Genomic DNA, 13,284 nt, shown 5'->3' on the forward strand with positions numbered 1-13,284 from the left:
GATCCGGTCGATCATATCCACCACCAATCCCACGACCCGAAGGCGGGGGTTGGCGAGCATTCTTTCAACCTCGGCCAGGGAGCCGTCACCCAGCCCTTTCAGGTAGCCCACGGAGGACGCGGCAAGCCCATGCCCGTCCCAGAATCTCTTCCACAGACCGGGCTCCTGTTGGGTGGTAAGCAGGGAGGCGGGGAAGAAAAGCGGTGGAGAAGCCGAGAAAAGCGCCTGCCGCGAAATGGAGGTGAGCGTCGGAACCCAGGCGAAGACACTCTCTTCCCGAAAAGCGAATCCCGGACGTTGCTCCAGGATCGTGTCCCGCAGCACCAGCCACTGCTCCAGGGAGAGTCCGTCCAACACCACCAGCGCCGCCTTGCCGCCCTGCTCCAGGCGTCTGGCCATAGCTCGGGGAACATGGTGCAGCATGACCGGCGGCAGCGGTGGTTGGTTGTGGAGTCCGGCAAAACGTTTTTCCATCCAGCTTTGGAAGGTGGGGTCCAGTCGTTCCCGCAGAGCCCCAAAGGCCTCCTGGGCGCCTGGAGGAGCCGACCTGTCCGGATCGTTCATCATCCGGGTGACCTGGCTCCACCTTTGAGCGAATTGTTGCCATTCCCGGTGGCGGCTCTCCTCGGAGGGCAACGAGGCGCGACATTGCTCCAGTAATCCCTCCAGGTGAAGTTTCCGGTCAGCCTCCGGGTCGCGGCGTATACCCGTCAACACCCAGTTCAGGTTGGCCAGCCTGGAGTGGGCAAAGGTCACCGGCTTGAGCAACCCGTCCAGAAAGAGATTGTCCATGTAGATGCGGACATCGTCGTGGTCGAAAGGCAGTACCGCCGGTCCCGCGAACCTCAGGCCATAGGAAGAGACATGTTCGTCGGGGGTGATCCACGGGTTGCCCTCCAGCCGTTCCAGCAACCTTTGCAGAAAGATCGGCCAGCGCTCCTGGAGGAATCCAAAGAAAGCCTGACGATGGGGAATAAGCTCCTCCAACACCCAATCCTCGAAACGGTTTCGTTGCCGCAACAACCCAATCAGCCGTTCGTCCAGGATGGAAGGGATTCTTTGACCTCGATAATGCCGCCACAGCAGCAGGCGCAGCAGCTCCACCTCGTTGCGGATCAACTCCGGAGCAATCTGGAAAACGTGCCGCAGAATAAAATCCTTGGTGGGATTTTCTCCCAGGGTTTCCCCGGGATGATGGACCAGGGCCTGATGGAGCGGCTCCAGATCACCCCGATCCAGGGAGGCCACCACCGGATAACTCAAACCCGGAAACAACGCCGCCAGTCCAAAGGCAAGGGAGCGGCCTTGCTGCAACAGGTCGGAGGGCAGCGCCTTCAAGGCCTTGGCGTCCCCTCCCACGATCACCACCAGATCACCTAGTTCACCTCGATCCCAATGAGCGCGGAATTTGGATTCGTAGGCGAAACGGAAGGCCATGGGGTCTTCGAAGCGCATCACCTCGAACCCGCGCTCGCGCAACCCCTGCTGGATGACCTCTTCTACCAGCAGGTCATCCGGGTCGGCCACCAGGGTCAGTCGGGCAAGGTGGGGAACAAAGTCCTTCAGGATCGACTCGCGCCAATCAGACATCGGTTTTCTCCCCAACCAGGCGGATCACCATCAGGGGCGTCAATTCGGGCAAGGCCTGTTCCCTGGCCGTGAATTCCGCTCGTTTTTCCTCCTCTTCCCGGGTGAGCTGGGCCAACCGATGCTGGCGCACCTCGGTCAGCCCGAGGCGTTCCAGGGCCTGGCGGCGCATAGCAAAGGAGTACTGCGCCTTCTCCCGTTCACGCTCCAGACGACCGGTGTGGGCTTCCAGCAATTCCTGGTAGAGCGTCTGGCCCTGGAACTCGGCGAGTTCCAGGCCTCTCGACAGCAGAGACCGGCTTTCCTCCCCCTTGAGGTGGGAGAGCACCCTTCCTTCGACGGTAAGCAACTGGTCCCAGATCCGACGAGCCGTGGGTTGCAGCAGTCGGCCATCGTCGTGGAGAAAGAGGGGGAGGAAGCGTTGGCGTGGCTCCGCGATTCCGACCAGGGCGATACGCCACAGGAACCAGACTCCGCTCACCTGACCGGAGAGGCCGGGCAACGCCACCACCGGAACGGGTTGTCCCGGCACGAAACGGGGCAGGTTGCTCGCCAGACCGCGAACCCGGGGATGTTCCAGGGTCCAATGGTGCGCCGAGGGCGCGATTTCGGCCTCCTTGGCGTTGAAAACCACCGGAGTGGTCTCGACCGGCTCGCCGGGCCAGCCCAACAGCCAGCCGCTCCGGGTTGGCGTCACGCTGCCCCCCTGGGCCCGCAAATAACCGGTGACCATCCGCTCCACCCAATGGGGCATGGGGTGGGCCAACAGCCGTTGGGCCTCGCCGGGTTCCAACTCCGGGGTCGTTCCCAGGAGAGGATCGTTCTCCCTGGCCAGGGCGGCCCGTTCCCGAAGGCGTCCCACCACCTCGTCCACCACCGGCTCCAGACGATCCGGTTGAAGCAGGGTTTCCACGAACAACTCGTCGAACCACTCCCCATCCTGAACCGAATCGAGCACGTCTCCGGTCTTGTCGATGCCAAACTCTTTGCGGATGACCCCCAGCTTTTCCTCCAGCACCTCGCGCACCCGGAATTCCACCGTTTCCTCGAAGACGAAATTGAGGGCACGGACCACCCGTTTCTGGCCAATGCGGTCCACCCGACCGATGCGCTGTTCCAGGCGCATCGGGTTCCAGGGCAGGTCGTAGTTGATCACCACGTGGCAGAACTGGAGGTTGAGCCCTTCGCCACCGGCATCGGTGGAGATCAGGAGGCGTTTCTCGCCCGCGAAGGCCTCCTGGACCCGTTTGCGTTCCTCCATGGTCATGGACCCGTTGAGGCAGACCACGGAAAAACCTCGCTGCTCCAGAAACTCCCTCAACATCTCCTGGGTGGGGATAAACTCGGTGAAGATCAGCACCTTGAGGTCCGGGTCGTTCTCCTCCTGTTGCAGGGTGTAGAGCCGCTCCAACAGGGTTTCCGCCTTGGCGTCCGGTCCGGAGAGTTCGCATTGCCGGGCGGCCTCCAGCAACGTATTGACCTCGGCGCGTTCGTTGCGCAACCCTTTCAGGGGCGCGGTGAGCAGGGCCTCCAGCCACTCCTGCCCATCCAGCTCGGACCACTCTTCCGCCTCTTCCGAGGAGAACAGAGAGAGTTGGGCCTCGGGAAGTTTGAGCGCCTCCAGACGGCGTTCCAGGGTGGAACGGATGGCGCGGGTGCTGGAGGTGACCAGACGCTGCAGCAGGATCAGCAGGAAACCAATGGCGTTCCTCTTCTGGCGCACGGCCTGGTTGTAGCCCAGGCGCACGTAGTCGGAGACCGCTTCATACAAGGCCTTCTGCTGGTGATGTCGCGCCTCCCAGGAGACGGGGAACATCTGGGTCCGGCGGGGTTTGAAGAGGGGATGGCCCTCGGCATCGATGGCGCGGCGTTTCTCCGTGCGGATCACGTAGGGTTGCACCCGTTCCCGGGTGACGCTGGCGGGACCTGGGAAGTTTTCCGCGTCGAGCAGGGTCAACAGGCGGTGGAAGGCGTCGCTCTTGCCCTGATGGGGGGTGGCGGAAAGGAGCAGGAGATAGGGGGCGGCCTCGGCAAGCCCTTGTCCCAGCCGGAAGCGGGCCACCTGATCGGTGCTGCCGCCCAAGCGGTGGGCCTCGTCCACGATGATCAGATCCCAGCCAGCGGCCACCAGACCGTCGAAGCGGTCCCGGTTGTGGGCGGCGAGTTGCTGCCGGGACCAGCCCCGGCGTTTTTCGAGGGGTTTGACCGAATCCAGGGAGCAGATCACCTGGGGATGGGTCCGCCAGGGATTCTCCTCCCCGGCAATGCGCCGGTAGCCCTCGAAATCCCCGGGCAGGAGCAGCCGGAACTCCTCGTTGAAATGGGTCTTCATTTCCGCCACCCACTGGGTGACCAACCCCTTGGGGGCCATGACCAGCACCCGCCGCACCAAGCCCCGCAGCTTCAGCTCCCGCAGAATCAACCCGGCCTCGATGGTCTTTCCAAGCCCCACCTCATCGGCCAGCAGATAACGCACCCGGTCGCCGGACAGGGCGCGGGAAAGGGCGTGAAGCTGATGGGGCAAGGGAATGACCGAGGCTTCGATGGGAGCCAGCAGCAGGTCGTGGGTCAGGGTGTCCGCGATCCGGGCGGCGGTGGCGAGGTAGGTCAGATGGTTGGGGGTGAGGCCGGGGGCGTCTTCAATGGGGATGAGTTGGGACGCGGGGACGCGAACGATGGCGTCCTGGTCGGGGAACCAGATGCGGTGATAGCTCTCCCCCCATAGGAGATGCCCCTCCAAGAGACGGCATGGTTGGTGGTGGAAAGTTGAGTAGAGCCAATGGGAATTCATCTGATTGCACCACCTTCAATGATCATGCTTGGTGCGGAGATGCCTCCCTACGTAACCGACGAACATCCTTCCTGGTCCTGGAGTTGGGTCAAAATAGATTCGCCAAGGATTAGCCAATTTTACATGATATATGAAGGTGATCTTCTGCCCGTCTTGGCAAGAAAAAGTCCTCTCGTCCTTGAATCTTGTTTTGGAAACTTCTCCTTCCGAAGAGGACTGACACCCAAGGGCCGAAAGATCGAACCCTCCCGAACCCCACGACTGGCAATATTTCTCAAGGCAAAACAAGCCGCGAACAAAGGATTGCAGAGTGTTTTTTGGCAAATCGAGCATCTGTTCCCGGATTCCTTCGCAAAAAATGAGAGAAGGGAAGAATCCGGTGCGAGATTCCCAAAGATCGCTCCAACTCGTAACTGATCTCTTTATGGTTTCTTGGATCCAGGATTGGTGGTGCTTTTCAATATGATCGGGATGGCTGGCGTGAGGAAGATCGTGATGGCTTTCAATAAGCTCTCCACCATCATTTAATTCATGGATAGTCACCACAAGAAAAGGCATGTCCCAATGGGAGTTGGAATTCAGACTGACGGACAGCCCCTCGGTAAAATACGCCGCACCCAGACCTTCTGCCTTTTTATTATCGAAAAAAACTTCGCAACTCATGGACTGGTCTTGAGCATCTTGCAAGCCATCCAAGAAGGGAGTTCGGGTGGCGAGCGCCTTCAGATATTGCCTCTCTTCCTTATCGACAACAGAATCGGTCATCCAGGCCCACCAGGAATATCCCTCGGCGAGCAATGAATCTTTGAAGGCTTCTTGAGTGCGGAGTTGTCTGCTTATCCCTTGGCTGAAAGCGGTCCTGAGCGTTTCCAGAAAGGTTTTGACCCGTTCTCTGGCAATTTCCCGGCTTGGGGCGCAGGGAGCCAGGGACAACTCGTTGAAGATCAAATCCATAGAGGCTTCTCCAGATTCAAAAGAGGCTTTCCAGGCTTTTTTCCCATTCATCAAAGAAACCCTCTGGCCAGTGATCAATGCGGCCATTTCTGTCAATCGTTGGGGTTTCTATTTTGCTGCACATGCGATTATCGCTCTCGACTCTTGAGAAAAAGAAGAAGGCCGCGTCCTTGGGCGCCAAAATGCCTTGTCGAACTGCGATGCGAATGCCATTCAGGATATGGTCGCTATGGGATTCGACAATCAACTGAATCCCTGCGGAAGCTGCACGCGCCATCAGTTCTCCCATTTTGGCCTGTCCACGGGGATGGAGATGCGCTTCTGGATTTTCCAACAAGATAAGCGCCCCCGAAGATGAAGAGAGGATTGCAGCGAGGATGGGAAGGACATAGGAGATGCCAAAACCTACGCTGGTGGATCGAAAACTGCCGGTTCTTTGGTGAGTTCCAACAAAAGAGAAGCCGAGCTTGATCACATCCATGTCGGTGTGAGGTTCCAGACGGATTTCCACACCGGGGCTGATCTCCCCCAACCAAGCTTCCACCTGAGCCAGGAGGGTGTTTGATTTGGCCTCGGGGTGTGACAGCACAGGCAAAATTTTTTGATCGCGATAGTGGTCCAGAAAATGTCCTGTGAATTCGCCATCCGCCCCAACTTGCCGGTGAACACGAACATGCTGGTCCGACATGGGGAAGGCATGTCGCGGACCACTTCTTTCGGCATGCAGGTAATGGAATTTGTCCGAAAACAGGCTTAGTTGAGAGAGCTGTTCCCAGGGCACCTCCAGGGCTGAACTGGATTGGAGGAAATCCCGCGACTTGTCGTAGGAGTATCTGAAGGTACTGGAAACGCCATTTTCATCTCCAAGACCGATTTCGATGAGATCTTCCTTGGCATCCTCAAAGAAAACGTCCTTGGCCGTTCCCAGTCGAACCAAGTTTCCGTTTAGCGCCAGCCCTTCCCTGGCCAAAACCCCCATCTCGAAGGACTGCCGCAACAGGAGCAGCGACTGGAGTACAGAGGACTTCCCCGTGCCATTGATGCCCGTCAGTAAATTCAGGTGAGAGAGTCGGAAGGTCTCCTGTGGGAAACACTTGAAATTATGCAGCATCAGATGGGTTGGCATTTAAAACCTCCTGGATGATCTCTTTGATTCTTCTGAACCGAAGCTGGACACGCGCTTTTGAACCTGTACCTTGGGTGACTGCATCGTCGAAATCACGTTCCTCCATGATATCAAGGAATCTTTCGCGCAGTTGCTCCTTCCTTTCGGTCAACGATTGCACCTGCGCCTCCGTCAGTGCGTCCAGATTGACCGACCAGGATTCCAACAATGATTTATTGATAGGATATCCATATGTTGATCTTTTTGATTGTTTTCGGAAGGCTTTACGATCAAACAACGCCCTGGCAATCCGCATTGCTCTAAAAAACCGACCTTTGAGTTGATCACGCTCCTGATCAGTCAATCCATTCAGATCAGCCATGGCATCACTCAAGAATGCGTCAAAATCTTTCACCTTGTCATCATACTGTTCTGGCCTGGTTCTCAGGAAGGCCAGAACACGCAGCGCACATTCCCGGTCCGCCATTCTTTCCTTTTCTTTGACCCCGTTATTGACAGCCTGCCGGAATTCATTTGACTCAGCCATCTCTTTGAGAAGCTGAACGACTGCTCCCTGATTGAGGGCATGGCGAATTTCCTGTGATGAGAGCGGTAGCCCTCCTGTGTTGATCCGCCTGAATATATTGAACTTTACCTCGGGTGGAGTCCCTTTTTCGATTTTATAGACCGTGACCTGCGTTTCTTCAATTCTTCTTTGGAAATTCCTCTGCAATTCGCTGAAGAGCTTTCCTTCCAACTCATTCAGGAATTCGAGCCCTGAGAGAGTCATGTATTCAGTAGAGCCATTCTCCGTCTTTCCTATAATAAAATCACGCAAAGTGGATAATCGTTGCAGGCCGTCAATGACAACCCACCTATCCTCATTTGTCGCGTCCATATAGAACGCGGGCAAGGGAATTCTGATAAGCAATGACTCAATCAACCTGCTTTTCGCTAACGGTTTCCAAACTTCGTTTCTCTGAAAATTGGGAGACAGATCGATCTCGTTTTCCCTGATACGCTTGATCAGCGTATCGAGACTCATCTGTTGGGTTTCGACGCGGATTTCAGATGGATTGAAGGGTTGGTTGATGCCAATGTCTTCCGCTTCCACTCCATCGGGATAAATCTCTTCCTCTTGCTCAGAAATACGGCCCGCTTGTGAAATGTCTTGGTTCGTATTCATTGCCCTTCCTCCACCCGATTCACCGCCTGGTCGTACCACATGATCAGCTTGGGATCTTCCTCCAGCACCGCCTCCGGGATTTTCTTCGCCACCTCCACGATGGTCCCGAACTGCTTTTCTCCCCAGGATTTTTTGAAACCGGCGCGCACCGCCTCGAAGCGGAAGAGTTTCAGCTTGCGCAGCGTGGGGTCGCGGTAGGTCTCGAACTCCCGAAGCAGGGCGCGTTCCCGCACCTTTTCCAGATCGGCGGCCTTGTTGGGGTCGGGAACGTACCAGCGCTCGCGGGCTTTGGCCTGCAAGGTCGGGTCGTTCTTCTCCAGGTTGCGCAGCTCCTTGAAATTGGTGGAGAGGTAGCTGTGCAGCTGGGCGGGAACCTCCCCATGACCTTCGTAGCACAGAAAATTCTGCTCCAACAGGTCCGCCAGCTCGATGGGCTTTTCGTGACTGCGCCAACTGCCGCCCTTCTGGACCTCCTGGATGAACTCCGGGTAGAGCTCCTGATAGGTCCGGGGCTTTTCGCCCAGGGCGCGTTTGAGCCATTGAATGGCGGAGGCCTCGTCGGTGATGAACATGGTGAGCTGCCGCACCTTCTTCACGGTCAGACGGCGGCGGTCGTATTCCAGGGACTGTTCCGCAAGAAAATACATCTGGTCCCGTTCATCGAACCGCTGGCTCAACCCCTGGTAGAATTCCGCCGCCGACATGGGCATCAAGACCCCGCGCTGCACATGAAAAGCCACCATGCGGTCATAGAGCAGATGTCCCAGCCGTTCCGCCACCACCTCCGCCTCGTCGCCCCGGGCCACGAAGAGGGGCAGTTGTTTCAGGTGGGTGCGCACGAAGTCCCATACGCCGTTCTCGCTCCCGGCCTCCAGTTTGAACCGCGCCTCCAGTCCGCCGTTGGGCTTGTAAGCGGAGATCACCAGATCCTGCTTGACGGCGGTGCTGGTCACCTGCCGGTAGGAACCCTGCTGCTTGTCCAGGGTGCGCACGTCGGCGACGATGAACCCCGCCCGCCCCATGGCCTCCTGGATGGCGTTCCAGACCGCGTTCTTGGAGTTGTGAAAGACCACCGTCATCCAGCGACCGGGCTTCAACACCCGGCAGTATTCGGTGAAGCAGCGACGCATCAACTCCTGGTATTCGGGCATCGCCTTCTGCTTGAAGCGATCCACGATGGCCTCCGGCTGGGCGTCGGTGGTCACCCGATGCCAGGACTCTACCAAAAAGTTGAGATCGGCATAATAGATGTTCTCGCCGAAGGGCGGATCGGTGAAGATGTAGTCGATGCTGTCGTCTGGCAAATTGAGCCGGGCGGCGGAACCGGTGGTAACGGTCGCCCCCTCACCCCCAACCCCTCTCCCACGAGGGGAGAGGGGCTTACCGCGCCCTTCTTGCTCCCCTTCTCCCCTTGTGGGAGAAGGGGCCGGGGGATGAGGGGTAAAAACCTTGATCAACCGCTCCAACTTGCCCTCCAGGATATACCAAGGGCTGCATTCAGCGTGCTGAGAAGCAACGTAATAGACGCCGGTCAGATATTGATTAACCTGAGAAAAGTGGGTTGGCGTATAACGAGCGAGCACCGACATCCCCCAAATCGCCTGCTCCACAAAAAACACCAACATATTCCGGGTGCGGGGTTCGGGATGGGCGTTGGCCTTGCGCCACAAGGCGGCCAGGGCGTGGGCGGCGCGGGGGAGAAAGAAGTGGTGAACGTGGGTGAATCCCTTGGGAGCGATCCTTGAGCCGTGGTACATCGCTTCGATGGGAAAACGGTTGGTGGGCACCTCCGGCGGATAGGGCTCATGGCGAATGCGGTCCAGCAATTCCAGATCGAACGCCTCCGGTTGCTTCTCGAAACGCTTGCCACCCACGTCATAAACGATCAAGGAAGGCCGAAACTTCACCCTCTGCCAGGACTCCCCCAGGGCTGGGTCAAGTTGCCTTTCCAGAACCCGCTCCAGGTTGTCTTTGTTCAACTCCTTGGTGCAATGCGGGCAGGGGAAGGTTTCCCGGACCCGTTTGCTCTCCTGGTCCAGGGCCTCGTCGAGAAAGACCACCTCCCCGCCGCAGGTGGGACAGGCAAAGACCTCGCTCCAGACGGTGTATTCGATACGCCCCTTGACCTGGCCCTCCTTGGAATGACGGGTTTCGTACATCCAGCCCAGTTCCGCAGCCACCTCGTCCAGGAGCTTCCGCCCGGCGCGGGCGAAGTCCCGCACCTCGAACGGCAGGTTGTAGTTGGCGGCGATGAAGGTGGCCGCCGGGGAGAGATCGTTCAGCACCACCCGCCGCGCCCCCCAGCAGGGTGGTTCCAGGCCCTCGTTTTTCCAGAGGGTCTCCAATTGCTGGCGGTACTGCGCCGGGGCGCTGCCGCACCACTGGGCCGCCACCCCGGTCATGCCGGAACCGCAAAACCCGTCCAGCACCACCTCCCCCGGTTCGGTGTAATGGAGTATCGACGGCACGATGGCCAGATGCGGCACCTTGGTGTGATAGGAATGGGCCTTGTAGAGGGGATCGGTCTTGCCCTCGCTCACATCCACGGCAAAGGGTTTGCGACTGTAACCCACAGCCGAATCGTAGGGCTTGCCGTGGCGCCGAACGAACTCCTCCAGGAACGGATTGGGGCAGGCGGTGTAATAGGGGGGATCGGACAGGGCCAGGATATCCGCGTCGGAACCGAGGGGAAAACCCTCGATTGCGCGAAATTCCGGGTCGGCCAGCTTCTCCCGCAGCTTCTCCAGAAAAAAGGCGCGCCGGGCGGCGTCGTTCTCGAAGGTCAGGCCGAGGCACTCGACAGGTCCGGTCGTTTTCCGGTCGTCCAGGGGTTCATCCGCAAACATATCGCCCATCTTGCCGCGCATTACCTTCTCCGAGTCACCAATTCGTTGATTTTCATCGAGGTTACACAAGGTCTCGCGCCATTCTATACACGCCAATGCACATGTTTATAGGATCTATACACCTGTGCATTGATTACGGCGTGCGTGTATAGACCGCATGGCGCAACTTTCCATCCTGGCTGATTTTCCCAGCCTTCTTCAGACGGTTGAGCAGATGATAGGCCTGAGAAGCAGAGATTCTGCATAACTCCATAACCTCGGCCCGCTTGATGGCCCCATGTTCCTGGATGAACCGCAACACCATTTGCTCCTGCTGGATCGGATCGAAACCAGCTTGCCGAATGTAGTCGGCCTGCTGTCCCACCTTGCGGTAGACCCCGGCGCTGAGGGTGTAGGTGCGGCCACGGGCCGCGCCGTGCGCCACCAACAGACCGGCCTCAATCAGCCGCTCCAACGCGGAGCGGGTCTCCTGCTCCGATTTCTGGGTAGACCCGGCCAGTTCCGCCGTCGTCAGACGCCGCTCCCGGCGCAACCGGGAGAGGATGATCAGACTGTCCAGCGGCAGTGGTCGTGAGGAACGATCCTCCTCACGAATGACCATCTCCAGAAAATCCCGATCCGAATCGGCGCTGCTCATGCGCAGCACCACCGAGGTGGTATCCGAACGCCCATAATCCGGCGAGGGGCGGCCATAACGCAACAACCCTTCGAAGATCCGGTCGATGCCCCTTCCGGTGCGCTCGGCCAGACCGATCCGTTTGGAAATATCGGCCAACAGCGGGTTGCGGGGGCGCGGTTCGGTCACCAGCAGGTTTTCCAGGGTCACCCCCTCGACGAAACCGCCCGGATTGGAGATGGTCAGGCCGTCGTCGTCAATGCGTACATGAACCGCGCCCAATCGACTGTAATCGCGGTGAACCAGGGCGTTGACCACGGCTTCACGAAAAGCCCGGCGTTCGAAGTTGGGCACCGGCACCCGGAACAGGCCGAGTTGCACCTCATGTTCCGTCACCCTGGCGGCGAACAGGCGTTCCATCTCCTCAAAGAGCTGCAGGAGCGGTTTGCGGAAAAACTCGTTGACGCGGACGTCGGTCCCATCCAACACCTGAAATGCGGCCTCATGGGCGGGCACCTGCTGCCGCAACACCTCTTCCCGTCCCATCATCAGGAGACCGGCCAAGGTGGGGCAGCGCACCCCGTCCAGGGTGGTGACCAGCCCGAGGGCGCCGTCCAACTCCTCATCCGCCAGGGGAAGCAGAGCCGCATCCCCGCCGTAGCGGCGAATGGCCTCCCGAATGCGATGGCGCTCCAAAGGATTGAACGCCTCCACGGACAGAAAGGGCAACGGTGCTGCCGAAGGGTCGGCCAGTCCCATGGCGGACTGACGTTGGAGGAATTCGTGGGGATAGAACGGCACCGCCTCAGGCCTGCCATTGACCATCAACCGTCGCCGTTGCAGCAGGCCTTCCGCTGTGGAGACCAGCTGCCGTGACTTCGGCACGCGAATCCTGGCCACCTGCATTCCGGAGTCTTCCAGCACCTCGATCCGAACGGGCAGAGAGGGAATGGTCCGGTTGGCGATCAGTGCGGCCATTCCAGCAGCTTCCCTGTGGTTGGCATGCAAACCAGTAACCTTGCCGTCATCCTCTACGCCAAGGAACAACTCGCCACCCTCCGTGTTGGCCAAAGCCACGACTGCGGCTACCAACTCCCGATCAGGAAGCGGTTTCTGGTCGCTTTTGAATTCAACGGTGAGGTTTTCGCCTTGCCGCCGAATGGCGTCCAAGGGGCGGTCTGTCGCACTCATCAGCAATCCTTCACGGGGAGAGAACCAAGCCGTTTCATGATGCTCCAACCTTGTTCTTGCTGTCGTTCAGGATCTCCCTGACAGATGCAAACACCTTTCCTTCTTCGCTCAGAAGGCGAACCTTGGCGCGTAAGAGATCATCCAAACGACATTGCCCTTCCAGGACCATGGTCAGGTCATAGCCCTCCATCAAGAAAAAGGTGGGCTGTTTTCCCCGAGTGATCGCTTGAAGCGCCAGATCAGAGAACCCATTGAGCGCAATAAACACCCCTCTTGTCCAGGCCGATTTCCCTTCCAATTTTCCACGGAAAACCAACAGAGGCTCTTCTGAAACGGACTGAGACAGCCATTTGGCCTCTACAAGGTAAACATGACCTCCAAGATCGAAAGACCCGTCGATCTGTTCGCCCTGAACGCGGAACGAACCCCTGGGGTTCAGGGCATACAACTCGAAAAGTTCTTCAAGCAATTTTTCGAGATCAAGACCCGCTTGTTGTCGATTTTGCTGTGCGCACAGTTGATAGAATTTTTCCTTAAGGATATTCAATCGTTCCCTGAGGATGGCCTCTGGTGCATGTCTGGTTTGATCGGATTGGTTCCCCGCTTTGACTTCAGAAAATGTGGGTTCTGAAGATGTTTGGTCCAGAGAGTCCAAAAATGCTGCATCCCACAAGTCAGGAAATTTGAACCCGATATTCGATATGGAAGCATTGAGCACCAGAATCTCTGCTTTGCGTACCGGGTCATTTTTTCTCTGACGGTATTGCAACCCTGCCCGAACGATTCCCACAATCAGAGGTTCAAACCGGGACCGGGAAAACTCAAGAGTCTTGTCAAGCAGGGCCGTAATCGCGGGTTTCTTGCTGCCACTCTGCCAATAGAGGCCAACACCTGCTTCTTTCGCCACAGTTTCAAAGGTGACGGAAGAGAACGATCCCGGAAGGAACGAGTAAAGAACATCGGCTATTTCGGCAATCGCCTTGGCCTCTGTCAATGATATCGCCATGG

Annotated in this window: 8 protein-coding genes; all 8 read right to left on the minus strand. The window is 58.1% G+C overall.

Going from position 1 to position 13,284, the window contains the following annotated elements; all coding sequences use genetic code 11:
- Positions 1–1,590: BREX-3 system phosphatase PglZ (gene pglZ, locus HQL56_05120; protein ID MBF0308891.1), on the minus strand; the 1,590-nt coding region annotated here is incomplete at its 3' end.
- On the minus strand, positions 1,583–4,378 hold the full coding sequence (locus HQL56_05125; GenBank protein ID MBF0308892.1) for a DEAD/DEAH box helicase family protein: 2,796 nt from the start codon (positions 4,376–4,378) through the stop codon (positions 1,583–1,585). The genes pglZ and HQL56_05125, both read right to left, overlap by 8 nt.
- Before the next feature lie 15 nt (positions 4,379–4,393).
- The gene (locus HQL56_05130) at positions 4,394–5,383 is read right to left on the minus strand and encodes a hypothetical protein (protein ID MBF0308893.1); all 990 of its coding nucleotides are present in this window, start codon (positions 5,381–5,383) and stop codon (positions 4,394–4,396) included.
- On the minus strand, positions 5,349–6,458 hold the full coding sequence (locus HQL56_05135; GenBank protein ID MBF0308894.1) for a DUF3696 domain-containing protein: 1,110 nt from the start codon (positions 6,456–6,458) through the stop codon (positions 5,349–5,351). The genes HQL56_05130 and HQL56_05135 overlap by 35 nt, the downstream gene beginning before the upstream one ends.
- The gene (locus HQL56_05140) at positions 6,433–7,623 is read right to left on the minus strand and encodes a DUF262 domain-containing protein (protein MBF0308895.1); all 1,191 of its coding nucleotides are present in this window, start codon (positions 7,621–7,623) and stop codon (positions 6,433–6,435) included. The genes HQL56_05135 and HQL56_05140 overlap by 26 nt, the downstream gene beginning before the upstream one ends.
- Positions 7,620–10,469 carry a DNA methylase gene (locus HQL56_05145; protein MBF0308896.1) on the minus strand — a complete coding sequence of 950 codons (2,850 nt, stop codon included), beginning with the start codon at positions 10,467–10,469 and terminating at the stop codon, positions 7,620–7,622. Before HQL56_05145 ends, HQL56_05140 begins: the two co-directional genes overlap by 4 nt.
- A 133-nt stretch (positions 10,470–10,602) precedes the next feature.
- Complete coding sequence (locus HQL56_05150) at positions 10,603–12,276, minus strand: putative DNA binding domain-containing protein (protein ID MBF0308897.1); 1,674 nt, start codon at positions 12,274–12,276, stop codon at positions 10,603–10,605.
- A 34-nt stretch (positions 12,277–12,310) separates the two neighbouring features.
- Positions 12,311–13,282, minus strand: coding sequence for a restriction endonuclease (locus HQL56_05155; protein ID MBF0308898.1), 972 nt, complete (start codon positions 13,280–13,282; stop codon positions 12,311–12,313).
- Between the last annotated feature and the right edge of the window lie 2 nt (positions 13,283–13,284).

It is taken from the genome of Magnetococcales bacterium, assembly GCA_015231925.1.
Lineage (GTDB): Bacteria > Pseudomonadota > Magnetococcia > Magnetococcales > JADGAQ01 > JADGAQ01.